At 75.0% G+C, this 23,105-nt stretch carries 22 protein-coding genes and 1 pseudogene; 10 read left to right on the top strand and 13 right to left on the bottom strand.

Annotated features, from left to right (window positions below; all coding sequences use genetic code 11):
• Positions 1 to 862, top strand: an 862-nt coding sequence (locus E1300_RS16195) for a sensor histidine kinase (protein ID WP_131757824.1), incomplete at its 5' end; no start/stop codon positions are given.
• Complete coding sequence (locus tag E1300_RS16190; RefSeq protein WP_131757823.1) at positions 850 to 1,512, top strand: response regulator; 663 nt, start codon at positions 850 to 852, stop codon at positions 1,510 to 1,512. The genes E1300_RS16195 and E1300_RS16190, both read left to right, overlap by 13 nt.
• 9 nt (positions 1,513 to 1,521) lie before the next feature.
• On the opposite strand, the gene E1300_RS16185 is transcribed toward E1300_RS16190, so the two are convergent.
• Positions 1,522 to 2,367 (bottom strand): glycerophosphodiester phosphodiesterase family protein, encoded by an 846-nt coding sequence (locus tag E1300_RS16185; protein ID WP_131757822.1) that lies wholly within the window; start codon positions 2,365 to 2,367, stop codon positions 1,522 to 1,524.
• A 122-nt stretch (positions 2,368 to 2,489) separates the two neighbouring features.
• On the opposite strand from E1300_RS16185, the gene E1300_RS16180 reads away from it, so the two are divergent.
• A complete protein-coding gene (locus tag E1300_RS16180; protein ID WP_131757821.1) occupies positions 2,490 to 2,705 on the top strand; it encodes an EF-hand domain-containing protein in 216 nt (71 codons plus the stop codon).
• Positions 2,706 to 2,714: 9 nt separating this feature from the next.
• On the opposite strand, the gene E1300_RS16175 is transcribed toward E1300_RS16180, so the two are convergent.
• Together E1300_RS16175 and E1300_RS16170 are read right to left on the bottom strand one after the other, a co-directional pair.
• The gene (locus E1300_RS16175) at positions 2,715 to 3,383 is read right to left on the bottom strand and encodes an SAM-dependent methyltransferase (protein WP_131757820.1); all 669 of its coding nucleotides are present in this window, start codon (positions 3,381 to 3,383) and stop codon (positions 2,715 to 2,717) included.
• A gap of 171 nt (positions 3,384 to 3,554) precedes the next feature.
• Positions 3,555 to 4,562, bottom strand: a complete 1,008-nt coding sequence (locus E1300_RS16170; RefSeq protein ID WP_131757819.1) for a helix-turn-helix transcriptional regulator — start codon at positions 4,560 to 4,562, stop codon at positions 3,555 to 3,557.
• Positions 4,563 to 4,663: 101 nt separating this feature from the next.
• On the opposite strand from E1300_RS16170, the gene E1300_RS16165 reads away from it, so the two are divergent.
• Entirely contained in the window at positions 4,664 to 5,509 is an 846-nt protein-coding gene (locus E1300_RS16165) for an SDR family oxidoreductase (RefSeq protein WP_131757818.1), read from the top strand.
• A 229-nt stretch (positions 5,510 to 5,738) separates the two neighbouring features.
• On the opposite strand, the gene E1300_RS16160 is transcribed toward E1300_RS16165, so the two are convergent.
• From E1300_RS16160 to E1300_RS16135, 6 genes and pseudogenes are all read right to left on the bottom strand, one after another.
• The gene (locus E1300_RS16160) at positions 5,739 to 6,773 is read right to left on the bottom strand and encodes an MFS transporter (RefSeq protein WP_207399770.1); all 1,035 of its coding nucleotides are present in this window, start codon (positions 6,771 to 6,773) and stop codon (positions 5,739 to 5,741) included.
• 721 nt (positions 6,774 to 7,494) lie between these two features.
• The gene (locus tag E1300_RS16155; RefSeq protein ID WP_131757816.1) at positions 7,495 to 8,055 is read right to left on the bottom strand and encodes a TrmH family RNA methyltransferase; all 561 of its coding nucleotides are present in this window, start codon (positions 8,053 to 8,055) and stop codon (positions 7,495 to 7,497) included.
• A gap of 122 nt (positions 8,056 to 8,177) precedes the next feature.
• A pseudogene (locus tag E1300_RS16150) lies at positions 8,178 to 8,777 on the bottom strand (class I SAM-dependent methyltransferase); the annotation flags it as partial.
• Positions 8,778 to 8,838: 61 nt separating this feature from the next.
• On the bottom strand, positions 8,839 to 9,786 hold the full coding sequence (locus tag E1300_RS16145; RefSeq protein WP_131757814.1) for a VWA domain-containing protein: 948 nt from the start codon (positions 9,784 to 9,786) through the stop codon (positions 8,839 to 8,841).
• A complete protein-coding gene (locus tag E1300_RS16140; RefSeq protein ID WP_131757813.1) occupies positions 9,783 to 10,874 on the bottom strand; it encodes a DUF58 domain-containing protein in 1,092 nt (363 codons plus the stop codon). Before E1300_RS16140 ends, E1300_RS16145 begins: the two co-directional genes overlap by 4 nt.
• Entirely contained in the window at positions 10,871 to 11,887 is a 1,017-nt protein-coding gene (locus E1300_RS16135; protein ID WP_131757812.1) for an AAA family ATPase, read from the bottom strand. The genes E1300_RS16140 and E1300_RS16135 overlap by 4 nt, the downstream gene beginning before the upstream one ends.
• Positions 11,888 to 12,257: 370 nt before the next feature.
• On the opposite strand from E1300_RS16135, the gene E1300_RS16130 reads away from it, so the two are divergent.
• From E1300_RS16130 to E1300_RS16120, 3 genes are all read left to right on the top strand, one after another.
• Positions 12,258 to 12,932: a hypothetical protein gene (locus E1300_RS16130; RefSeq protein WP_242619178.1), complete on the top strand. Its 675-nt coding sequence runs from the start codon at positions 12,258 to 12,260 to the stop codon at positions 12,930 to 12,932.
• A 79-nt stretch (positions 12,933 to 13,011) separates the two neighbouring features.
• Positions 13,012 to 13,728 carry a LysE family translocator gene (locus E1300_RS16125; RefSeq protein WP_131757810.1) on the top strand — a complete coding sequence of 239 codons (717 nt, stop codon included), beginning with the start codon at positions 13,012 to 13,014 and terminating at the stop codon, positions 13,726 to 13,728.
• Between the two features lie 119 nt (positions 13,729 to 13,847).
• Positions 13,848 to 15,572: a DUF885 domain-containing protein gene (locus E1300_RS16120; protein ID WP_131757809.1), complete on the top strand. Its 1,725-nt coding sequence runs from the start codon at positions 13,848 to 13,850 to the stop codon at positions 15,570 to 15,572.
• A 28-nt stretch (positions 15,573 to 15,600) separates the two neighbouring features.
• Here E1300_RS16120 and E1300_RS16115 read toward each other — a convergent pair whose 3' ends face one another.
• A complete protein-coding gene (locus E1300_RS16115; RefSeq protein ID WP_131757808.1) occupies positions 15,601 to 16,260 on the bottom strand; it encodes a methyltransferase domain-containing protein in 660 nt (219 codons plus the stop codon).
• Between the two features lie 29 nt (positions 16,261 to 16,289).
• Between E1300_RS16115 and pdxR the strand changes: the two genes are divergently transcribed.
• Positions 16,290 to 17,810: a MocR-like pyridoxine biosynthesis transcription factor PdxR gene (gene pdxR / locus E1300_RS16110; protein WP_207399769.1), complete on the top strand. Its 1,521-nt coding sequence runs from the start codon at positions 16,290 to 16,292 to the stop codon at positions 17,808 to 17,810.
• 76 nt (positions 17,811 to 17,886) lie between these two features.
• Here pdxR and E1300_RS16105 read toward each other — a convergent pair whose 3' ends face one another.
• A complete protein-coding gene (locus tag E1300_RS16105; protein ID WP_242619177.1) occupies positions 17,887 to 19,188 on the bottom strand; it encodes an MFS transporter in 1,302 nt (433 codons plus the stop codon).
• 301 nt (positions 19,189 to 19,489) lie between these two features.
• The gene (locus tag E1300_RS16100; protein WP_131757806.1) at positions 19,490 to 20,059 is read right to left on the bottom strand and encodes a TetR/AcrR family transcriptional regulator; all 570 of its coding nucleotides are present in this window, start codon (positions 20,057 to 20,059) and stop codon (positions 19,490 to 19,492) included.
• A 70-nt stretch (positions 20,060 to 20,129) separates the two neighbouring features.
• Here E1300_RS16100 and E1300_RS16095 point away from each other — a divergent pair, with 70 nt between their 5' ends.
• Positions 20,130 to 20,627 carry an FBP domain-containing protein gene (locus E1300_RS16095; protein WP_131757805.1) on the top strand — a complete coding sequence of 166 codons (498 nt, stop codon included), beginning with the start codon at positions 20,130 to 20,132 and terminating at the stop codon, positions 20,625 to 20,627.
• Positions 20,628 to 20,737: 110 nt separating this feature from the next.
• Here E1300_RS16095 and E1300_RS16090 read toward each other — a convergent pair whose 3' ends face one another.
• Positions 20,738 to 21,415: a TetR/AcrR family transcriptional regulator gene (locus E1300_RS16090; protein WP_131757804.1), complete on the bottom strand. Its 678-nt coding sequence runs from the start codon at positions 21,413 to 21,415 to the stop codon at positions 20,738 to 20,740.
• A 72-nt stretch (positions 21,416 to 21,487) separates the two neighbouring features.
• Between E1300_RS16090 and E1300_RS16085 the strand changes: the two genes are divergently transcribed.
• Positions 21,488 to 23,092 carry an ABC-F family ATP-binding cassette domain-containing protein gene (locus tag E1300_RS16085; protein ID WP_131757803.1) on the top strand — a complete coding sequence of 535 codons (1,605 nt, stop codon included), beginning with the start codon at positions 21,488 to 21,490 and terminating at the stop codon, positions 23,090 to 23,092.
• Positions 23,093 to 23,105 lie beyond the last annotated feature (13 nt).

Genomic DNA, 23,105 nt, shown 5'->3' with positions numbered 1-23,105 from the left:
GGCGGCGGGGGTGGCGGCGCACGCGGTCCAGGGGCTGTGGCGGCCGAGCGGGGGGATCTCCTACGGCTGGTGGCTGCTGCTGATCACCGCCGGGTACGGGGCGCTGGCGGGGTGGGGCGCGCTGATGCGGGCGCAGCGGGCGCTGGTGGCGTCGCTGGACGAGCGGGCCCGGCGCGCCGAGGCCGAGCAGGGCCGGCGGGTGGCGGAGGCGCGGATGCTGGAGCGGACCCGGATCGCGCGGGAGATGCACGACGTGCTGGCGCACCGGCTGTCGCTGCTGGCCACGTACGCGGGGGCGCTGGAGTACCGTCCGGACGCGCCGCCCGAGCAGCTGGCGCGGGCGGCGGGCGTCGTGCGCGCCGGGGTGCACCAGGCCCTGGACGAGCTGCGCGACGTGATCCTGCTGCTGCGCGACGACGGCACACGGGACGCGGACGGCCTCGGCGCCGGTGTCGACGGGGCGCGGCCGCAGCCCGTCCTGGCGGACCTGCCCCGGCTGGTGGAGGAGGCCCGCGAGGCGGGGGACCGGGTGGAGCTGCGCGATGAGGTGGTGGACGGCGGCGGGCTGCCTCCGGTGGCGGGGCGGACCGCGTACCGGGTGGTGCAGGAGGGGCTGACGAACGCCCGCAAGCACGCGGCGGGCCGTCCGGTGCGGGTGGCGGTGGAGGGGCGGCCGGGCGGGCGGCTGGTGGTGGAGGTCCGCAACCCGCTGGCGGCGGACGGGCGGGGGCCGCTCGTGCCCGGCGCGGGGACGGGGCTGGTGGGGCTGACCGAGCGGGTCCGGCTGGCGGGCGGGCGGCTCGACCACGAGGCGGCGGCGGGGGAGTTCCGGCTGCGGGCCTCGCTACCATGGCCGGCGTGAACCGTCCCCTCCGCGTGCTGGTCGTGGACGACGACGCGCTGGTGCGCGCGGGCCTGTCGATGATGCTGGACGGCGTCCACGGCATCCGGGTGGTGGGGGAGGCGGCCGACGGCGACGAGGTCCCCGCGGCGGCCGACGCGCACCGTCCCGACGTGGTGCTGATGGACCTGCGGATGCCGCGGGTGGACGGGATCACCGCGACCGGGCGGCTGCGGCGGCGCGCGAACCCGCCCGAGGTGATCGTGCTGACGACGTTCGACGCGGACGAGAACATCCTGCGGGCGCTGCGGGCGGGCGCGAGCGGGTTCCTGCTGAAGGACACGCCGCCGGCGCAGATCGTCCAGGCGGTCCGGCAGGTCGCGGCGGGCGACCCGATCCTGTCGCCGCGGATCACGCGGCGGCTGATGGAGCGGGCGGCGGGGCAGGCGGGCGCCTACGAGCGGGCGCGGGCGGCGCTGGCGGTGCTGAGCCCCCGTGAGGGCGAGGTGGTGGTCGCGGTGGCGCGGGGCCGCAGCAACGCCGAGATCGCGGCGGAGCTGCGGATGACGGTGGCGACGGTGAAGGCGCACGTGTCGCACGTTCTGGACAAGCTGGACCTGGACAACCGGACGCAGATCGCGCTGCTGGCGCACGACGCCGGGCTGGTCTGACGTCCCGGGTTAGCGGTCCGGCGACTCGCCGTGCCGGTCCTCCGGGGGCGGGCCGTCGCTCGGCAGGGGGCGGGGCCACAGGCCGCGGGCGGCCATGACGTGGCGGAGGGCGACGAGCTCGTCGGTCATGATGCCGTCGATGCCGATGTCCAGGAGGCGTTCCATGACGGCGGGCTCGTTGACCGTCCAGGCGTGGACCTGGAGGCCGAGCCGGTGGGCCTCCTCGACGAACGCCTCGGTGACGAAGGGGACGGGCCCGAGGCCGTAGGGGACCTGCGCGCAGGCGACGCCGGTGGCGGCGAGGCGGACGAGCTTGGCGGTGGGCCCGCCGTAGGACTTGGCGCGCAGCGCCATGAGGCCGCGCGGGCCGAGCGCCATGCACACGTCGCGGTCGGTGTACATGGGGAGCCGGGCGCGCATCTGGGCGAGGCGGCGGGTGGAGAAGGAGGTGATGCAGACCCGGTTCCAGGCCTTGGTGCGGTGCAGCGTCTCGGCGAGGGGCCCGATGACGGGCGCGTCCTTGAGGTCGATGTTGACGCGGGCGGAGGGAAAGGAGCCGAGGACGTCCTCCAGGCGGGGGACGGGCTCGGTGCCGCCGATGCGGGCCTTGGCGACCTCGGCGTAGGGGAGGCGGGCGATGGCGCCGGTGCGGTCGGTGACGCGGTCCAGGGTCCGGTCGTGGAAGGCGACGACGACGCCGTCGGCGGTGGCGTGGGCGTCGGTCTCCAGGTAGCGGTAGCCGAGGTCGGTGGCGCGCTGGAAGGCGGCCATGGAGTTCTCGGGCCGGCCGGCGCCGCCGCGGTGGGCGAACGGGATGGGGCCGGGGTGGTCGAGGAATTCGTACGAGCGGCGCACCCGTCCGATTATGGCGGAGCGCCGCCTCCGCACTGACCTTACTGCGTAAAGGCCGCTGGTGGTGACACCCCAACTGCTACGGTCGGCCCTCGACAAACCAAGCTCCTGGAAGGACCCCCCCGATGGCAGACGTGGACGAGTACCGCGCGACGTTCGAGCTCGTGGACGCCGACGGCGACGGCTACATCTCGACGGCCGAGCTGAAGAACCTGATGAAGGCGCTGGGTCAGGACATCACCGACACGCGCGCGGTGGAGGTGGTCGTGGCGGCCGACGCCAACCACGACGGCAAGGTGTCCCTGGAGGAGTTCGCGGCGCTGATGCGGGGCGCCCGCTAGCCGGGCCGCTCACCGGCGGCGGACCCGGAGGGCGTTGTCGGTGCGGGTGACGGACGTCCCGTCGTTCCAGGTGTGGACGCGCTCGTGCTCGTCCGACAGCAGCACCTCCCACTCGCCGTCGGGTAGCCCGAGCGATTCGAGGACCTCCTGCGGCGTCGGGAGGTGCATGTCGTGGTGGTCCTCGTGGGCCCCTTCGGGGAACTTGGCGTGCCCGGCGATGAGGAGGTCGCCGCCGGGGGCGACGGCCGCGGCGGCGCTCCGCAGGATCTCCTCGCGGGGCATGTCGGTGGGGGAGTGCAGGAACTGCGCGCAGACCAGGTCGAACTGCCCGTCCGGGAAGGTCTCGCCGAGGTCGCACCGCAGGAACTCGATCCGGTCGGCGACACCGGCGTCGGCGGCGTGGCCGGCGGCGCGGTCGAGGGCGACCTGGGAGATGTCGACGGCGGTGACGCGCCACCCGCGCCGGGCGAGCCACACCGCGTCGGCGCCCTCGCCGCAGCCGAGGTCCAGGGCCGTGCCCGGGTCGAGGTCGGAGACCTCCTGGACGAGGACGGCGTTGGGCTGTCCGCTCCAGATCTGGGTCTTCTCGGCGTAGCGGGCGTCCCAGAACGCGGCGTCCGCGGCGCTTCCGCCGCTCTCGGTGGTGGACGGGTGGGCGGCGTGAGTGTGGTCGGTCATCATGTCTCCCTTCGCTGGAACCGATGGTCGGTGACGAGGTGCCGGTCTGGCGAATCCCGTTGCCGATTCAGCAAGAAGCCCGCCGTCACGGACGAGCCCCAGCCGAGCGGAGCCCGGCTGGTTGTCGGAAAGGCATCGGAGACCCGCGACATCGGCGTCGCCGGTGCGGTCTCAGTGCGGGTCGGCCGCGAAGGCGAAGGCCGCGGACCGGTCCCGCAGCAGGTCGGCGAGCTCGGGGGAGTCGATCACCTCGAAGGGCCATCGCACCCAGAGCAGGCCGCCGGCGAGGACCTCCAGGCGCACGTCGGCGATGCGCCAGTGCGTCGCCGCCTGGCCCGCGGCGGTCGTCGTCGGGGAGAAGTCGGCGGCGAAGCCGCCCATGTACGCCTGCACCTGCTCGATCGGGGCGTGAATGAGGATCGTCGCCGTGTGCGTCCGGGGCGGGGCGCCGAGCCGGCCGGCGACGAACGCGACCGGGTCGCCGCCGGGGACCTCCTGCGGGTGGAAGCGCACGCCCGTCGCGGACGCCCCGGTGATCCGGTCGACGCGCAGCACCCGCCAGCCGCGGTCGAGGTCGCGGCACACCAGGTACCACCGGCTCTGGCGGGGCACCAGGGCGGCGGGCTCGACGTGGCAGGGGGACTCCCGGCCGGGGGCGGCGCCCTCGGTGCTCATCACGCGCAGCCGGACCCGCTCGGCGTCCCGGCATGCCAGCGACAGCGCTGCCAGTACCCCGGTGTCGATCGGGGCCGGATACGCGCCGGCCACCGCGTTCGGCGTGCCGCCGACGGCGACCGAGGAGCGCAGCGCCCGCACCCGTCGGCGCACCGCCTGGGGCATCACCTGCTCGATCTTGGCCAGGGCGGTGAGCGCGACCTCGCCCCCGCCCGCGGCACCGCTGGCGGCCGACGAGGCGAGGGCGGCGGCCACGGCGAGCGCCTCGTCCGGCGTGAACGCCAGCGGTGGCAGGTCGCCGCCCGTGGACAGCCGGTAGCCGCCCTCGGGGCCGCGGCGCGCCTCGATGTGGTAGCCGAGCCCCCGCAGCCGCACCACGTCCCGCCGGAGCGTGCGGCCGTCGACGCCGAGACGGCCGGCGAGCTCCCCGCCGCTCCAGGACCCGCGGGCCTGCAGCAGCTCCAGCAGGCGCAGCGCCCGCTCGGTCGTGCTGTACTCCGACATACTCGCCAACCCTAGGAGAATTGCGGACAGAAAATGCCCTGAACCGTCCCTAGATTGGGCGTCACGCCGGATCGACCGGCCGTGATACCCAGGAGTTCGCCTTGACCGTCCTTGTCACCGGTGCGACCGGCGCCGTCGGCCGCCACCTCGTCACGACCCTGCTCGACCGCGGCACCGCCGTCCGCGCGCTGACTCGCAAGCCCGGCGACGCGAACCTGCCGGCCGGAGTCGACGTCGTCGCCGGCGACCTGGCCGACGCCGGCACGCTCGCGGCGGAGGTCTTCGAGGGCGTCGACCGCGCCTTCGTCTTCCCCGCCCAGGGCGTCGAGGCGTTCCTCGACGCGGCCACGGCCCGCGGCGTACACCGCTTCACGGTCCTGTCCTCCCTGGCCGCCGCCCAGGAGTTCCCGCGCGACCACGGCTCGGCCAGCCAGCTCCACCACACCGCGGTCGAGACCGCCGTGACCGACCGCACCGACGCCTGGACGATCCTGCGGCCCGGCACCTTCGCCAACAACCTGCTCTCCTGGGCCTGGCAGATCCGCTCCGGGGCACCGATCCGGGCGCCCTACCTCGCATCGGCACAGGCCCCGATCCACGAGTACGACATCGCCGAGGCCGCCGCCCAGACCCTGCTCGGCGACGACCACCTCGGTGACGCCATCCCGCTCACGGGCCCGCAGTCCCTGACCCGCTCCGAGCAGGTCGCGATCATCGGCAGGACGCTCGGCCGGGAGATCCCGCTGGTGGAGATCACGGCCGAGGAGTTCCGGGCCGAGACCGCCCGGTTCATTCCCGAGCCCGTGCTGAAGATGCTGCTGGACTACTGGCACGACACCCTCACCGTCCCCGACGTCCCCCGTCCGGTCACCGCGGTGACCGGACGGCCGGGCCGCACCCTCGCGCAGTGGGCCGCCGACCACCGAGCCGACTTCACCGACTCATAGATCGCCAGCCGAACGGATGCCGGCGTGACCGCTGAGCGCCATCAGCGTCGGGTCGGGAGCGGCCAGGTCGATGGTGACCTGGCCGCAGCCGATCACCCTGACCGCCAGCACTGAGCCCGCGGCCCCTTGCTGCCGTAATCCGGCTGCACCCCCGCTACGCCCTCAATCCGCCCAAGTTGACGGCCGTCCTGAGCTGGAATGCCTGGCTGGCAGCGTGAATAACCCCTGGTCATCTGGGCGGGCTGGGGTGGGTCGTCCGGACGCTCGCGAGCAGGTACAGGGCGGCGGGGAGGGCGGGGGCCGCCGCGACGGCGAAGCAGAGCGGCAGGGGCAGACGTTCTAGGAGGGGGCCGATGGCGGCGGTCCCGGCGGACGTGCCGAGGTTGAGCGCGGTGCTGACCCAGGCGGCGAGGACGAGGCCGGGGACGGACGGGGCCACGCCTGCCGCAGCGAGCGACAGCCCTACAGCGCCGACGAGCAGGCCCAACCGCGTCCGTGGGGACGCCCTCCAGGTTCGGGTGCCGTAGGCGAGGCCGCCGAGGGCGCTGCCGATGGCGAGCGCGGCCTCGATCCAGGCGACGGCAGCGGGCCAGTGGTGCGCGCGAGTGAACGCGACGGCGAGGAGGCCGAGGGCGCCGGTCGTGACTCCGATCGTCGCCGCGGCTGTGGCGGCTGCGGCGGGCGGCGCCGCACGTCCGGCCGGTCCGGGCCGTCCGGGCGCTGAGACGGGCGTCCCCGGGCGCGGACGAGCGCCCGGGGAGGTGATCATCCCCACGGTGCCCGCGACGATCAGGACGGCGCTGAGGGCGATGCCGAGAGAGGGCGAGCGGAGCGCGGCGAGGCCGGCGAGCAGGGGCCCGGCGACGTAGAGGAGCTCTTCGGCGACGGTGTCGAGGCTGTAGGCACGGGCGACGAGCGGACCGCCGGGCAGGAGGCCGTGCCAGAGCGTCCGCATGACGGGACCAAGCGGCGGCGCGGCGGCACCGGCGGCCGCGGTGAGCAGGGCCAGCGCCCAGGCCGGGACGCCGGGACGCCACGTCGTGGCGGCGAGCGCGGCCAAGGCGACGGCGTAAGCGCAAGTCAGCGCGGGGAGCACGCGCCGGAGGCCGTGCCGGTCGACGAGGGCCGCCCGGAGCGGGGTCAGGGCGGAGACCGTCACCGCGAACAAGGCCATGATCGCGCCGGCGGTGCTGTAGGAGGCGGTGGCGGAGGTCAGGGCGAGGGTGAGGGAGAGGAAGACCGTCCCGTAGGACAGGCGGCCCAAGAGAGCAGGCCCGAAGGTGCGAAGGACGTGCGGGGCGCGAAGGACGGACGCATAGGACGCTGGCACGAGTGCTGTACCTCAGGGGAACCCCACGGCGGAGGCCGGGGGGAAGGCGTGCAGGGACGTGGGACGCCGCACCGTGGGAGGGGGAGCGGCCGGGACGTCCTAGGCACGGAGAAGGAACAGCACGGTGATCATGCTAGCTGCGCGCGAGCCGGAGCAGAACGTTCCTGGACTACGTAGACGCGCCGGGCGCAGCCGCCCGACCGCCGTCAACGACGCGCGCGCCGTCACCCACTCGGGGAGCCGGGACCTGGTGCGGAGAGACGGGCACTGCGGGGACAGCCCTCCAGGAGCGCCCGTCCGCAGCAGCCGGCGCCGGTCTCAACAGACCACGACCGGCATGTTTCTGGTTCTGGCCGACCTCCGGGCGGCGGCCACCATCCGTGCGATCGCCGCGAGCCTCGCCCTCACCAAGACACCGGAACGCGCGCCGACCCCTGGCCGCTCTCGACGGGGAGGAGGCGTCCACCGGGCGGATATGCGCGGCCGACGGCTGCGACACGCGGTGCCCGGATCGGGCCCTGCGAGCGCGGGAGGCGGAGTCGCGCGCGGGAGGCCGTCCAGGACGGCCGCGTCCGTCAGCGTAGGTGAGGATGTCCGACCCGACGATAGCCCGCACGATGTGACGAGAGGACAGGGGCGGGACGGGGTGGCGGGGTCAGTGGGCCCATTCGCGGCGGCGGGCTTCGGCGAGGGCGACGGCGGTGGCGACGGCGACGTTGAGGGAGCCGACGCGTCCGATCTGGGGGATGTAGGTGACGGCGTCGGCGGCGGCGAGCAGGGCGGGGGAGCAGCCGTGGTCCTCGCCGCCGACGGCGAGGCAGACGTCGCCGTCCAGGGGCGCCTCGTGGAGGGGGACGGCGTCGGTGGTGAGTTCGACGGCGACGAGGCGCATGCCCTGTTCGCGGACGGCGGCGGCGGCTTCGGCGGGGGTTCCGGCGTGCTCCCAGGGGACGAGCCGCTCGGTGCCGAGGGCGGTCTTGCTGACGTTGCGGTGGTCGGGAGATGTGGCGTTCCCGGCGAGCCAGAGGTGCTCGACGCCGAACACGGCGGCGCTGCGGATGATCGAGCCGATGTTGAACGGCTGGGTGACCGATTCGACGAGCAGGCCGAGGCGTCCGCCGGTGCGGCGGCGCCAGTCGCGGTTGAGGCGCTTGACGTCGGTGGGGCGCAGCTGCCTGCGTCCTTGCGCGGGCTGGTCGTGCTGCTGGGTGCTCATCGGGACGGGCCTTCCGTGCGGTCGGGCGCGCCGGTGGGGGCGCTGGTCGGGGCGTCGCCGGGGGGCGGGCCTGCGGTCGGGTGGCCGGTCGCGTCGCCCGGCCCTTCGGTGGCGGGGGAGCCGGTTTCGGCGGGGGAGACGCGCAGGACGCGGTAGGCGGAGCGGGAGGCGATGCGCTCGGTGGGGAAGCCCTGGTCGTTCAACCATCGCTGGAGGGAGTCGGAGCCGAGGTGCTTCTGGACGACGAGGTGGGCGAGGCCGGTGGGGGTGAGGCGGGGGAGCCAGGTGAGGAGGAGGGCGTGGAGGGCGGGCTTGCCGATGCGGATCGGGGGGTTGGACCAGATCGCGGCGAAGCGAAGGCCAGGGTCGATCTCCTCCCCCAGGTTGAACCTTACATTGTCAAGGCCGCTGGTGGTGGCATTCTGCCCGGCGAGCGCAAGCGCTCGCCGGTTCACATCCACACCCCAAACCCTCGCCTGCGGCGAGCGGCTAGCCATGGTGAGGGCGATGGGGCCGTATCCGCAGCCGAGGTCGAGGAGGTCGCCGTGCTGCGGGGGCGGGGGGACGGTCTCCAGCAGGACGCGGGTGCCGAGGTCGACGCGGTCGGGGGAGAACATGCCGCTGTCGGTCTCCAGCCTCAGGTGCAGGTCGGGCAGGACCAGGTCGACGGTGCGCCTGCGGCCGGCGGCGCCGGGCCGTTCGGCGAAGTAGTGTTCCCCCACGTCGGCCGACCGTATCAGCGCCGGCCCCCTGCCGGTGCCGTGGCGGCGCCGGTGCCGCGGGTCAGGGGAGGCGGGAGAACCAGGCGAGGGACACGCCGCCGGCGGCGAGGGCGAACAGCAGCGCGATGCCGGTGTACCGGGCGGCGATGTCGCGGTGCTCGATCTTGAAGCCGAGGGAGCTGCCGATGTTGGCGTACACCTCGCCGAGCTGGTCGGCGTCGGCGGCCTCGTAGGCCTTGCCCTCGGTGCTGTCGGCGAGGTTCTTGAGGGTCTCCTTGTTGACCGAGACGCTGGTGGTCTCGCCTTCGATGTCGACGGTGCCGTAGGGGGTGCCGAAGGCGATGGTGGAGACGGGGATGTGGGCGCTGCGGGAGGCGTCGATGGCCTCCTGGACGGAGCGTCCGGTGGTGTTGTCGCCGTCGGAGAGCAGGACGATGTGGGCGGGCGGCGGGTCCTGGCTGGCCTGGGCGTCGAAGGAGCGGACGCCTTGCAGGGAGGTGAAGACGGCTTCGCCGATGGCGGTGCGCTTGGCGAGGACGAGCTGGTCGAGGGAGGCGATGGCGGCGTCGCGGTCGGCGGAGGGGGCGGCGACGAGGTTGGCGTTGCCGGCGAAGGAGACGACGCCGACGTTGAAGCGGGCGGGGAGCTCGCGGATGAACTTCTTGGCGGCGCTCTTGGCGGCGTCGAAGCGGGTGGGGGTGACGTCCCTGGCCATCATGGACAGGGAGACGTCGACGGCGACCATGATGGTGGCGCGGTCGCGGGGGACCTTGACCGAGGACGCGGGGCGCGCGAATCCGATCATCATGAGGACGATCATGATGAGGAAGAGGGCGGCGGCGACGTGGCGGCGCCAGCCGGGGCGCCGGGGGGCGATCTGGGAGAGCAGGGCGAGGTTGGTGAAGCGGACGGCGTACTGGCGGCGGCGCATCTGGAGCAGGACGTAGGCGGCGGCGAGGAGCGGCGCGAGGACCAGGAGCCAGAGCCGGTCGGGTGACAGGAAGGTCATGGGCGCGCGCTCCCGGTGCTGACGGGCCGTCCGGCGGCGCGGCGCTGGCGGAGGGCGAAGCGGGCGATGTCGGTGATCCAGTCGCGGTCGGTGCGCAGGACGAGGTGGTGGGCGCCGCTGCGGCGCAGGGCGGCGCTGGTGCGGTCGCGTTGGGCGGCCGCGGCGGCGGCGTAGCGTTCGCGGACGCGGCGGTTCAGGACGATCTCGTGGACGGTGCCGGTCTCGGGGTCGGTCATCTCGATGAGGCCGATGTCGGGGAGGTCGAGTTCGCGGGGATCGATGATCTCGATGGCGAGGACCTGGTGGCGGGCGGCGAGGCGGCGCAGGGGGCGTTCCCAGGGCGGCTGGTCGCCGGAGCGCGGGTCGTGGCGGGGGTCGCCGGGGGCGTCGTCGAGGGGGGCGAGGAAGTCGGAGATGATCACGCGGAGGCCGCGGCGGGTCTGGCCGCGGTCGAGGGAGGTGATGGCGGCGGCGAGGTCGCCGTGGGGGGCGTGGCGGGGGGTGGCGCGGGAGAGCCCGGCGGCGGCTCCGGTCATGGCGGTGCCGCCTCGGTTGGCGCGCTTGGGGTCGCCGTCGGGGTCGCTGTCGGGGCGTGCGTCCAGGACGGCTTGGAGGAGGGCGTAGAGGGCGGCCTTGCCGGTGCGGGCGGGCCAGCGGCGCAGGCCGTCGCGGTGCAGGAGGTAGGCGCCGGCGCGGTCGCCGAGGCGGACGGTGAGGAAGCCGACGGCGGCGAGGGCGGCGACGGCGAGGTCGCGTTTGACGAGGGTGCCGGTGCCGAAGTCCATGCTGGGGGTGAGGTCGATGAGGGCCCAGGCTTCGAGTTCGTGGTCGGCGATGAGGTCGCGGACGTGGGGGGTGGTGGTGCGGGCGGTGACGGCCCAGTCCATGTGGCGGACGTCGTCCTCGCCGGGCTGGTAGAGGCGGGCTTCGGCGAGTTCGGTGCCGGGGCCGGGGAGCAGGCCGAGGTGCTCGCCGTTGAGGAGGCCGTCGAGGCGGCGGGTGACCTGGAGTTCGAGGCGGCGCAGGGTCCGCTCGGGGGCGAGTTCGGCGAGTTTGCCGCTGGGGCGGGGGCCGGAGCGGGGGCTCATGGGGTGGTCACCGCGGCGGCGCCGTGGTTCCACACGACGCGGGGCGGGGGGACGGCGGTGAGGATCTGCGCGACGACGTCGCCGGTGTCGACGCCGTCGGCGAGGGCGTCGAAGGTGAGGACGAGGCGGTGGGCGATGACGTCGCGGGCGACGGCGCGGACGTCGTCGGGCAGGACGTAGTCGCGGCCGGAGAGCAGGGCGAGGGCGCGGGCGGCGGCGACGAGGCCGAGGGTGGCGCGGGGGCTGGCGCCGATGTCGATGACGGGGCGCAGGTCGGGGAGGCGGTACTGCTCGGGTTCGCGGGTGGCCATGACGAGCCGGACGATGTAGTCGGCGACGAGTTCGTGGACGGAGACCTCTTCGGCGGCGCGCTGGAGGCCGGCGAGGCGCTCGGTGTCGAGGAGGCGGGTGGCCTCGGGGGGGTCGACGCTCATGCGCTGGAGGATCTGGAGTTCCTCGTGGGCGCCGGGGTGGTGGACGTCGATCTTCATGAGGAAGCGGTCGCGCTGGGCTTCGGGGAGGGGGTAGACGCCTTCGGACTCGATGGGGTTCTGGGTGGCGAGGACGATGAAGGGGCGGGGGAGGGGGTAGGTGTTGCCGCCGAGGGAGACCTGGCGTTCGGCCATGACCTCCAGGAGGGCGGACTGGACCTTGGCGGGGGCGCGGTTGATCTCGTCGGCGAGGACGAAGTTGACGAAGACGGGGCCGAGTTCGACGTCGAACTGCTCGGTGGAGGGGTGGTAGATGCGGGTGCCGACGATGTCGGAGGGGACGAGGTCGGGGGTGAACTGGAGGCGGGCGAAGGTGCCGCCGACGACGCGGGCGAGGGTGTCGACGGCGAGGGTCTTGGCGACGCCGGGGACGCCTTCGATGAGGCAGTGGCCGCGGGCGAGGAGGGCGACGACCATGCGCTCGACCATGTGGTCCTGGCCGACGATGACCTTCTTGACCTCGGCGACGGTGTTCTGGAGCAGGGCCGCGGCCTCGTCGACGTCGTGGGCGGCGATGGTCATGTGGGAGTCCCTCACTGTCCTGCGGGTGGACGTCGTGGTGCGGGTGCGGGCCGGCGCCTTCTGACCCTACGCGATCACTTGTACCCGTTCGTGCGGGATCCCTGCGTGGTGGGCGGGGTGTTTCGGGTGGTGCGGCCGGTGGGGTGGGCGCTGGCGGGGGAGTACGGCGCCGGGGGGTCGCCGGGCGGGGTAGCGGGTGAGGCGCGGGGCGTGGTGGCGGGGTGCGGTTGTTAGTGTGGCGGCCATGTCGAGGCCGTTGCCCCCGGGGGATCCGCTGCAGCTGGGGCCGTTCCGTTTGTCGGCTCGTCTGTCGGAGACGCCGGCGGGGATCGTTTTCCTCGGGGTGGACGGTGCGGGGCGGCGTGCGAGTGTGGCGGTGCTGAACCGCGGTGCGGCGGGGGACGCGGCGGCGCGGGATCGGTTCCGCGCGGCGATCAACGCGGCGGTGCCGGGTGCGGGACGGGTCGCGTCGGGCCGTCCGGGCGCCGGGCCCGGTGCGGCCGGACCTGGAGGTTTCGGACCCGGAGGTGCGGGCCGGGGCGGATCGGACGGGGCGGCGCCGGTGCTGGCGGCGCATCCGGACGGGCCGGCGCCGTGGGTGGCGACGGTGTACGAGCCGGATCGGGCGGGTGCGGAGCGCTTCCTTGCGTCGGTGCTGCTGGAGGGGACGGGGCGGGGCCGGTGGGGGCGGCGCCGCGGTCCGCAGTTCCAGCCGTACTGGCTGGGGTCGGGTGAGCCGGCGCTGGCGCGTCCGGTGGCGTCGCCGGTGCCGGGTCCGGCGGCTCCGGGCGTGGTGGAGCGCCCGCCGGAGCGGAGCCTGGTGACGACGCTGCTGACGCTGGCGGCGGCGCTGGTGGTGCTGGCGTTGCTGATGGGTGTGCTGTTCGCGTGCCAGCCGCGGGTGAAGGAGCCGCCGCCTCCGCCGCCGGAGCCGACCCCGTCGACTCCGGCGCCGACGCGGACTCCGGTGTCGCCGTCGCCGTTGCCGACCCCGTCGAGCCCGGTGACGACTCCGGCGCCGTCGGACGGCGCTCCCCTCTTCTGAGCCCTGCCCGCCGGCCGTCCTGCCTGGCCCCGCGGTAAAGGCGTTGCGGGGGCGGGAACGGGGTGGCCAGGATGGGCGGATGCTGGAGAGTCTTCTCGCCTTCACGGGCGCGGCGGTGCTGATCTCGATGGCGCCGGGTCCGAGCACGGTCGTGATCATGCGTCAGTCGATGCGGGCGGGGCGCCGCGCGGGGCTGGCGACGGTCGTGGGCAACGAGGCGGGGGTGCTGGCGTGGGGGCTGGCGGCGGCCGCGGGGCTGTCGGCGCTGCTGGTGGCGTCGCGGCTGGCGTATGACGGGCTGCGGATCGTGGGCGCGGCGGTGCTGGTGTGGTTCGGTGTGCGCGCGTTGTGGTCGGCGCGGCGCGGCTCGTCCGCGCACGGCGCGGCAGCGGACGCGGCGCCGGACCTTGGGCCGGACCTGGTGCCCGGCGCGCCGGCCGAGGCTTCGGGTGAATCAGCGGGTGCGGCAGATGGGGAGGGCGCGGGCGGCGGGGTGTCGTCGTGGCGGTGCTTTCGTCTCGGGCTGGTGACGAACTTCGCGAACCCGAAGGCGGGGGTGTTCGCGGTGTCGTTCCTGCCGCAGTTCGTCCCGGACGGGTGGTCGGTGCCGGCGGCGCTGGTGCTGTTCTCGGTGCTGTGGGCGCTGATCGACGTGGTCTGGTACACGGTGGTGGTGTGGCTGGTCGGCACGGCTCGGCGGACGCTGGAGCGCCCGTCGGTGCGGCGGCGGCTGGACCAGGTGTCGGGTGTGGTGCTGGTGGGCCTCGGGGTGAGGCTGGCGGCGGAGACCCGCTGACCCGGCCCGCCCAGTCCGCTCGGCCTGCTCGGCCTGCTCGGCCTGCTCGTGCCGTCCGCCTGGGGGCAGGTGGCCCGGTTCAAGATCGGCTTTCGGGGCGGGGGCCGTAGCCTGGGGTGATGATCTCACTGGATGACCTCGCCGACCGGTACGTGGACGAGTTCGCCGCGCTGGATCCGTGCCTGGCGGCGATGATGGGCATCGCGGGGCAGGACGCGCGGCTCACCGACTACGGTCCGGAGGGCCGGGCCGCCCGCGCCGGCCTGGCGCGCGCGACGCTGGCGCGGCTGGAGTCCGGTGACGTCGCGGTCGTGTCCGATGCCGACCGGGTCGCGGCGGCGGTGCTGCGCGAGCGTCTGGAGACGGATGTGGCGCTGCACGAGGCGCGCGTCCACGAAGGGTTCCTGGACAGCACCGACGGGCCGGTGCAGCGGCTGCGCACGGCGGTGGAGCTGCTGGACCAGGGGGCGGGCACCGACTGGGACGCGGTCCGGTCGCGGCTGCGGGCGCTGCCGGGGGCTCTGGAGGGGTTGCGGACCGACCTGGAGGCGGCGCGCGGCGGTGGCCGGGTGGCGGCGCGGCGGCAGGTGCTCCGCAACGCCCGCGAATGCCGGGACATCCCCGCGTATCTGATGAGCCTGCCCGCCAAGTACGACGCCGTCCACACCGGACCGGCCGGCTCGGTTGACTCGGCCGGCTCTGTCGGAGGCGGAGGGGACGCGGGGGCCGATGCGGCGCTGCGGGGGGAGCTGGAGTCGGCGGCGGCGGAGGCCGCGCAGGCGCTGGAGGAGTTCGCCGCGTTCCTGGTCGGAGATCTGGCGCCGCACGCGCCGGAGCGGGACGCGCTGGGCCCCGACCGGTACCGGCTGGGCGTCCGGGACTTCCTCGGGACGACGCTGGACCTGGAGGAGACCTACGCGTGGGGCTTTGAGGAGCTGGCGCGGATCGAGGCCGAGATGGACGAGGCCGCCGAGCGGATCCTGCCGGGGGAGCCGGTCGCGGCGGTCCGTGCCGCGCTGGACGCCGACCCCGCCTACCGGGTCACCGGCGCGCGGGCGTTCCGGGAGTACCTTCAGGAGCTCGCCGACCGCGCGATCGACGACCTGGACGGCGTCCACTTCGACATCCCGGCCCCGCTGCGGCGCATCGACTGCCGGATCCCGCCGGTGGAGTCCGGGATCTACTACCTGGCGCCGGCCGAGGACCTGTCGCGTCCGGGCACGGTGTGGTGGACGGTCCGCGACCCGGCCGCCGACATCGTGACGTGGTCGGTCCCGGGGACGATGTTCCACGAGGGCGTGCCGGGGCACCACCTGCAGCTCGGCGCGACCGTCCTGAACGCCGGGCTGAACCGGTTCCAGCGGGTGGCGGGCGAGCTGTACCCGGGCCACTGCGAGGGGTGGGGCCTGTACGCCGAGCGGCTGATGGACGAGCTCGGCCACTACCGCGATCCCGCGCACAAGCTGGGGATGCTGGCGGGCGGGCAGCAGTTCCGCGCGGCGCGGGTCGTCCTGGACATCGGCCTGCACCTCCAGTTGCGGATCCCGGCGGGGACGGGCTTCCACGAGGGGGAGCGGTGGACGCCGGAGCTGGGCCTTGAGTTCCTGCGCGCGCACACCGGCCCCGAGCCGGAGGAGGCGCTGGCGTTCGAGATCGACCGGTATCTCGGGCGGCCCGCGCAGGCGATCGCCTACAAGCTCGGAGAGCGGGTGTGGCTGGAGGCGCGTGAGGCGGCGCGCCGCCGGGACGGCGCGGCGTTCGACCTGAAGGCGTTCCACCGCCGCGCGCTGGACCTGGGCCCGATGGGGCTGGACCTGCTGCGCACCGAGCTGTCCCGCGCCTGACCCCGCGCGGTCCGGCCTCGGCGACCGGTCAGGACGGGCCTGCGGGGTCGTTGACGGCGACGGCCTTGAAGAAGGTGTAGTGGAAGGTCCCGTCCGCGCGGGCCGTCCGGCGCAGGTCGGCGACACCGCGGTCGAAGGCGTCCCGCCTGGTGAGCCCGGCGGCGACCGCGTCGTCGCCGACCGCCGCGACCATGGCGGTGAAGGTGTCCAGCGTGAAGCCCTCGGCGAGCGCGGGACGGGTCCGGTCGGCGTAGACGGTGCGGGGGCGGACGCGGACCGCGGCGTACCCGGCGGCCGACAGCAGCGGGTGCAGGCGCCGGCCGATGAGCGCGTCGCCGCCCGCCGCGGCCTGCAACCGGACCAGGTGCCCGATCGCGGCGCGGGCGTCGGCGCTGTCGGGGTGGAAGAACGCCGACCCGTGGTCGCCCTCGATCACCGTGAGGGTGCCGCCGGGCCGCAGGACGCGCCGCAGCGCGGCCAGCGCCGCCACCGGATCGGCGAGATGCTCCAGCACGAAGCAGACCCCGCAGCCGACCTCCAGCACGCGGGACCCGGGCGGGTAGGCGGTGCCGCCGTGCAGCAGCCCGGCGAGGGTGTCGGCCTGGTCGCCGAGCCGCCGCGCCTCGTCCGCCGAGTACCCGTGCACGTACCCGTGCACGCAGCCGCCGTGGGGGTTCGCTGTCGTCATGGGGATTACCGTCGCGCGACAATGGCCCGGTGCACAGGTCCAATGGCGGCGGCTCCGATCGGTCCATAACGGCGGCGGGCTCGGACTTCCTCCAGCTGGACGCCGCCGACGCCCCGCCCGGCGGCCTGGCGGACTGGCTCACCGCCCGCCTGCGGCAGGCGATCGCCGACGGGCGCGTCCCCGTCGGCGCCCGCCTGCCCGCCACCCGCGTCCTCGCGGCCGAGCTGGGGGTGTCGCGCGGTGTGGTCACCGAGGCCTACCAGCGGCTCACCGACGCCGGCCACCTCACCGGCCGCGGCCGCGCCGGCACGATCGTCGTCGCCGCCCCCTCCCCGACACCCCCGCCCGGCAACGACGGGACCGCCGATGCGGGCGCGGCCGTGGGCGAGGCGGGGGAGGGGCCGTTCGGGAGCGGGCCGGGCAGTAACGTGTTCGACGTGCTGCGGGCCGCGCCCGCGCGGATCGACCTGTCCCCGGGCGTCCCCGACCTGGCGGCGTTCCCCCGGGCCGCGTGGATGCGCGCCGAACGGTCCGTGGCCGGGTCCCTGGCGGCGCCCTCGTTCGGGTACGGGGACCCGCGGGGGACGCCGGAGCTGCGCACCGCCGTGGCGAACTGGCTGGCCCGCAACCGCGGGATCCGCGCCGACCCCGCCGAGGTCGTCGTGGTCGCCGGGACCGCGCAGGCGCTCGCGCTGGCGGCCCGGGTCCTCGGCGCGGACGGGATCGCCGCGGTCGCGGTCGAGGACCCCGGGTCGCTCGGCGCCCGCCAGCACCTCGCCCACTGGGGGATGCGGACCCCGCCCGTGCCGGTCGACGCCGACGGGATCCGCGTCGACGCGCTCCGCGCGTCCGGGGCGGGCGCGGTGCTGCTGACCCCGGCGCACCAGTTCCCCACCGGGGCCGTGCTGTCGGGCGGGCGGCGCCGCGACCTGGCGCGCTGGGCCGCCGGCGGAGGCCTCGTCGTCGAGGACGACTACGACGCCGAGCACCGCTACGACCGGCCGCCCGTGGCCGCGCTCCGCTCGATCCTGCCCGACCGGGTCTTCTACGCCGGCAGCACGTCCAAGCTGCTGGCACCGGCCCTGCGGATCGGATGGATGCTCGCGCCGCCCGCGCACCGGGACGCGCTGGTGGACGCCAAGCGGTTCGCCGACCTCGGCAACGCGGCCCTGCCGCAACTGGTGCTGGCCCGGCTCATGGACTCCGGCGAGCTGGAACGGCAGCTGCGGTTCCTGCGCCGCCGCCACCGGCACCGCCGCGACACGATGATCGACGCGATCCGCGCCCACCTGCCGGGCGCGGTCGTGCACGGCGCCGCCGCCGGACTCCACCTCACCGTCACCTTCGACACCGCCTTCCCCGACACCACCTTCTCCGACACCGGCCTCGCCGCGCGGGCCCTGGCGGACGGGGTGAAGACCCAGCCGCTGTCCTGGCACGCTCAGCGCCCCCACCGGCCCGGCCTCGTCCTCGGCTACGCCGCCACGGCCCCGTCCACGATCACCGAAGGCATCGCGATCATCGGGAAGGCACTGCGAACCCTGACCTGACCCCGCCCCGGGACACACCGCGCCCGTGCGGAGCCGCTGCGGTGGCGGCCGGGGCCGCGGCTCCCCGCCCGGCCCCTTACCGCCGTTCACTGCGCGGACGCCGCCGCAGCGCCTCACCGAGGGCCCCGATGCTGGTCACACCACCTCGCCGCCGTTCATCGGCAGGGGAGCGGTCAGCGGCGGCGGGGTGAGCGCCGGCTGCTCGCCAGCGCCGCCGGTCGTCCGGTCGCCGCCCCGTCCGCGTGGCTCCGAGGACCACGGCGACGACGGCGATCGGGACGGACGCCGCCGCCATCAGCACGCCCGGGCCCGCCCACGCCGACCCCAGCCCCCATCCCGCGAACACCAGCACCGCCACGACCTCCGACCCGAGACCCGCGAGCGACGTCACCGTCGCCCGCGCCCCGTCCGAGATGCCCTCCTGCAACCGGGCGTCCGCCGCCGCCGTCGACCAGCGCAGCGCCCCGAACGCGACCGCCACCAGCACCAGCCCGCCCGGACGGCCGTCCAGCGACCCCGCCGCCAGGCACACCGCGCCCACCGCCAGCACCGGCGCCGGCCACCGCGCCCCGCGCCCCGACAGCCAGCCGCCCACCGCGTCACCCGTGACCACCATCAGCACCAGCAGCGGCCCCCAGGACCCCGCTACACCGGCGTCCCGGACCAGCAGCGGAACATACTCGTCCAGCGCGCCCACGCCCGTCAGCACCACCATCACCAGCAGCGACCGCCGCAGGCGCGGGCCGGTCCGGACCTGCCGCCACCCCTCACGCACCACCGCCGCCAGCGACGCCCCCACCCCCGCCGAAGCGTCGTCCGTGCTCGCCACGCCGCCCGTCCCGCGCACGGGCTCACCGGACGTCACGCGGGGCGACTCGGGCAGGCGCCACCCGGCCACCGCGCACGCCCCGCACGCGGCGACACTCAGCACCCCGGCCGCCGCGTACCCGCCGACGGCCAGCACCGGCGCCGCCAGCGCGGACGCCGCGACCACCCCGGCCAGCCCCGCCGCCTCCGAACGCCCCACCAGCCGCGCATAGGACGCCGCCGCGCCCGCCCGCGCCAGCTCCTCGTACACCAGCGCCTGCAACGTCCCCGACCGCAGCGCCGACCCGGCACCCCACAGCACGAACCCCACCGCGAACACCGGATACGACGGAACCGCCGCCCACGCCCCGAAACCCGCGCCCGACAGCAGGGGAGCGGCGACCAGCAGCCGCCGCCGCGAGAACGCGTCCGCCCACACCCCCGACGGCAGCTCCAGCGCGAACCCCGCCACCGACCAGATCACGAACAGCGACGAGATCGCCGCCGCGGACAGCCCCGCGTCGGCGAACAGCGCCGCGTACACCGGGTACAGGACGATGAAGTCCTGCAAGAACGCGTAGGCGTACAGGCGGCGCGCCAGCCGCGTCTCAGCCGGCGCGTCGGACGGTTCAGGGGAGCATCAACATCGCCACGTCATGCCCCGCACCCAACCACATCGCCCGTCCCGCCGCACCCCGTTATCCAGCCGCGTTACCCGGCCACGCCGCAGCCGCGCCGCAGCCGCCCGGCGAGCACGCGGCCGAGGCGTCCCGCGGACCTCCGGCGACGCCACCCGGGAGAGTCGCGCGGGGGGAGTCACCCGGGGAGTCGCGTGGGGGAGTCGCGCGGGTTCCCCGGGCGGTCTCGGACGGTCAGGGCCGCGGCCAGTTCCGCAGAGCGCTGTCCAGGGCGTCCAGGCACCTGGCCCAGGAGGCGTCGGCGTCGCGCGGATGGTGCCGGAACCCGCCCGCCGTCTCCAGGCTCACATAGCCGTGGAACACCGCCCCCAGCATCCGCACCGCGTCGGTCTGGTCCGGCTCGGCCAGGTCGTAGCCGCGCAGGATCGCCCGGGCCATCTCCGCGTGCCGGGGGCCCGCGCTCGCCGCCGCCGTCTCGGGGTCCAGCTCCATCTGCCCGGCGGCGTACCGGCCCGGATGCCGCTTGGCGTAGTCGCGGTAGGCGCCCGCGAACGCCACCAGCGCGTCCTTGCCCGCCCTGCCGGCCAGCGCGGCGGCGACCTCGTCGGCGAGCTCGGCCAGCGCCAGCAGCGCCACCCGCGTCCGCAGATCCCGGGCGTTGCGGATGTGGGAGTACAGGCTCGCCTCCTTCACCCCGAACCGGCGCGCCAGCGCCGCGACCGTCACGTTGCCGAAGCCGACCTCGTCGGCCAGCTCCGCCGCCGCCACGGTCAGCCGCTCCACGGTCACCCCCGCGCGCGCCATGCCCCACCCCCACAACCTAAGTCCTTAATGTATTTGCCTAAGCCTATTAGGAAGACTAGCCTCGCCGCACATGAGACCCCTCACCGAGCACGACATCCGCACCAGCTTCCTCAACTGCTCCAAAGGCGAGGCCAAGCGCCTCGGTCTGCCCAAGGACCTCGCCGGCCTGCCCTGGGACGACCTGGACTTCCTCGGCTGGCGAGATCCCGGCGCCCCCGAACGCGCCTACCTCGTCGCCGAACGCGGCGGCCGCCCCACCGGCATCGCGCTGCGCGGCGGCCGCGGCACCGCCCGCGGCTTCACCGCCCGCACCATGTGCTCGCTGTGCCTGACCACCCGTACCGGCGGCGGCGTCACCCTCATGACCGCCCGCCGCACCGGCGAGGCCGGCCGGCAGGGCAACTCCGTCGGCCAGTACCTGTGCGGCGACCTCGACTGCTCCCTCTACGTCCGCGGCAAGAAGCAGACCGTCGCCGGCGGCGGCCTCGACGAGTCCCTCACCCTCGAAGAGAAGATCGCCCGCGTCAACGCCAACCTGCACGCCTTCATCGACACCATCACCCGCTGACCCGCCTCCCACCGGCCGCCCCCACCGGGGGAGGGGCCAGCGCCCCGGTCGGCCTCGGCGCCCGAGCGGTCAACGCCTCTTCCGCCGCCGGGTCCGCCGGGCAGGGACCGCTACCCGAGGGCGTTCGCGCGGATCCCGTCGAGCAGATACCCCAGGCCACGGCGGAACGCGTCGTCCCAGTCGTTGTCACTGGGATGCCCGTGCGCCGCCAGCGTCGGGTACGTCTCGCGCCGCGCCGCGAGGATCGCGTCGGCGGCGCCGCGGACGGACGACTCGTCCGTCCCCTGCCACGACAGCTGGCTGACCGCTGACCCGAACACGAAATGGGACAGCCCGTAGGCGGCGGCGGTCAGCGGCGCGCCCGTCAGCCCGGCGCGCCGCAGCGCCGCGTGCAGGAACTCCGTGCGCGCGAGGACGTTCGGGCCGAGCATCGGCCGGCCCACCAGCGTCCCGGTCCATCGGTGCCGCAGCATCACCGCCCGCCACCGCTCCACCATTGCCGTCACGTCGGCGCGCCAGTCGCCGGTCGCCGGCGGCACCTCGGCCTCGGCGAACACCGTGTCGAGGGCCAGGTCCAGCACGTCGTCCTTGGTGTCCACGTGCCAGTACAGCGTGGTCGAGCCCGTGCCGAGCCGCTCGGCCAGCCGCCGCATGGTCAGCCGGTCCGCGCCCTCCTCGTCCAGGAGCGCGATCGCCTCGGCGACGATGCGCTCCCGCGACAGCGGCGGCGCCTCCCGCCGCCCCCGCGGCCCCCTCAACCAGATCTCGCCCGCCCGGCTCGTCCCCATGCGCCCACTCTAGTACGGTGAACGAGTACCGGACCAACGTTCCAGTCACTCGATCAGCGTTCAGGAGTGGGTGTGGGACACATCGAGGCCAGCGACCTGGCCTACGCGCTGCCCGACGGACGGCCCCTGCTGCGGGAGGTGTCCTTCCGCGTGGGGCAGGGCACGAAAGCCGCCCTCGTCGGACCCAACGGCGGCGGCAAGACGACCCTGCTCAAGCTCATCGCCGGGGAACTGGCCCCGTCCGCAGGAAAGATCACCCACACGGGCGGGCTCGGCGTCATGCGCCAGTTCACCCCCGAGGACCGCACCGTCCGCCAGCTCCTCCTAGCGGCCGCACCACCGCGGATCCGAACGGCCACCGACGCGCTCGCACGCGCCGAAGCCGCACTGACCGGCACCCCCGACAGCCAGCTCGCCTACGCCCAGGCCATCGGCGACTTCACCGACGCCGGCGGCTACGACCTCGAAGTCGTCTGGGACGCCTGCACCACCCTCGCCCTCGGCCTGCCCTACGAGCAGGTCCGCGACCGGCCCGCCGGCACCCTGTCCGGCGGCGAGCAGAAACGCCTCACGCTGGAGGCCCTCCTCCGCGGACCCGACGACGTCCTGCTCCTCGACGAACCCGACAACTACCTCGACATCCCCGGCAAGCAATGGCTGGAGGAACGCCTCAACGCCACCACCAAGACCGTGCTGCTCGTCTCCCACGACCGCCGCCTGCTCGCCGGCACCGCCGACCGCATCATCACCGTCGAGTCCGGCACCACCTGGACCCACGGCGGCGGCTTCACCACCTACCCCGCCGCCCGCCGCGACCGCGCCGCCCGCCTCGGCGAACGCCGCCGCCGCTGGGACGACGAGCACGCCCGGCTGCGCCGCCTCGTCCACACACTGCGCCGGCGCGCCGCCGCCAACGACGCCCTCGCCTCCTCCTACCAGGCCGCCCGCACCCGCCTGACCCGCTTCGAGCAGGCCGGACCACCCGAACCACCGCCCCGCGAGCAGAACATCCGCGTCCGCCTGCGCGGCGGGCGCACCGGCAAACGCGCCGTCACCTGCGAACGGCTCCAACTCACCGGCCTCACCGAGCCCTTCGACCTCGAAGCCTGGTACGGCGAACGCATCGCCGTCCTCGGCGCCAACGGGACCGGCAAATCACAGTTCCTCAAACTCCTCGCCGACCCGTCCTCCGTACCCCACACCGGCACGGCCCGGCTGGGCGCCCGCGTCGTCCCCGGCCACTTCGCCCAGACCCACACCCGCCCCGACCTCCACGACCGCACCCCCGACGAGATCATCACCACCGGCTTCGGGACCACCCTCAACGACGCCATGCGCGCACTCGCCCGCTACGAACTCGCACCCGCACGGCGCCAGCCCTTCCACACCCTGTCCGGTGGCCAGCAGGCACGGCTGCAGATCCTGCTGCTGGAACTGTCCGGCTGCACCCTCCTCCTGCTGGACGAGCCGACCGACAACCTCGACCTCGCCAGCGCCCAAGCCCTCCAGGACGGCCTGACCGCCTACCAGGGCACCGTCCTCGCCGTGACACACGACCGCTGGTTCGCCGAAGATTTCGACCGCTACCTGATCTTCGACCCGGACGGCACCGTCCACCACCGCACCACCCCGACCTGGCAACCAGCCGGCCCGACACCTGAGAACCCCGACACCTGAGAGCTGAGCACCG

The organism is Actinomadura fibrosa (assembly GCF_900659615.1).
Lineage (GTDB): Bacteria > Actinomycetota > Actinomycetes > Streptosporangiales > Streptosporangiaceae > Spirillospora > Spirillospora fibrosa.
The sequence above is the reverse complement of the archived record's forward strand: the minus strand, read 5'-3'. Positions and strand labels throughout refer to the sequence as shown.

Bases quoted from the DNA above. Each gene is read 5' to 3' on its own strand.
- E1300_RS16115 (WP_131757808.1), bottom strand. From the start codon at position 16,260: ATGACGACAGCGAACCCCCACGGCGGCTGCGTGCACGGGTACGTGCAC.
- E1300_RS16090 (WP_131757804.1), bottom strand. From the start codon at position 21,415: ATGGGGACGAGCCGGGCGGGCGAGATCTGGTTGAGGGGGCCGCGGGGG.
- E1300_RS16145 (WP_131757814.1), bottom strand. From the start codon at position 9,786: ATGACCTTCCTGTCACCCGACCGGCTCTGGCTCCTGGTCCTCGCGCCG.
- E1300_RS16190 (WP_131757823.1), top strand. From the start codon at position 850: ATGGCCGGCGTGAACCGTCCCCTCCGCGTGCTGGTCGTGGACGACGAC.
- E1300_RS16120 (WP_131757809.1), top strand. From the start codon at position 13,848: ATGATCTCACTGGATGACCTCGCCGACCGGTACGTGGACGAGTTCGCC.
- E1300_RS16170 (WP_131757819.1), bottom strand. From the start codon at position 4,562: ATGTCGGAGTACAGCACGACCGAGCGGGCGCTGCGCCTGCTGGAGCTG.
- E1300_RS16155 (WP_131757816.1), bottom strand. From the start codon at position 8,055: ATGAGCACCCAGCAGCACGACCAGCCCGCGCAAGGACGCAGGCAGCTG.
- E1300_RS16100 (WP_131757806.1), bottom strand. From the start codon at position 20,059: ATGGCGCGCGCGGGGGTGACCGTGGAGCGGCTGACCGTGGCGGCGGCG.
- E1300_RS16175 (WP_131757820.1), bottom strand. From the start codon at position 3,383: ATGACCGACCACACTCACGCCGCCCACCCGTCCACCACCGAGAGCGGC.
- E1300_RS16125 (WP_131757810.1), top strand. From the start codon at position 13,012: ATGCTGGAGAGTCTTCTCGCCTTCACGGGCGCGGCGGTGCTGATCTCG.
- E1300_RS16140 (WP_131757813.1), bottom strand. From the start codon at position 10,874: ATGAGCCCCCGCTCCGGCCCCCGCCCCAGCGGCAAACTCGCCGAACTC.
- E1300_RS16180 (WP_131757821.1), top strand. From the start codon at position 2,490: ATGGCAGACGTGGACGAGTACCGCGCGACGTTCGAGCTCGTGGACGCC.
- E1300_RS16095 (WP_131757805.1), top strand. From the start codon at position 20,130: ATGAGACCCCTCACCGAGCACGACATCCGCACCAGCTTCCTCAACTGC.
- E1300_RS16135 (WP_131757812.1), bottom strand. From the start codon at position 11,887: ATGACCATCGCCGCCCACGACGTCGACGAGGCCGCGGCCCTGCTCCAG.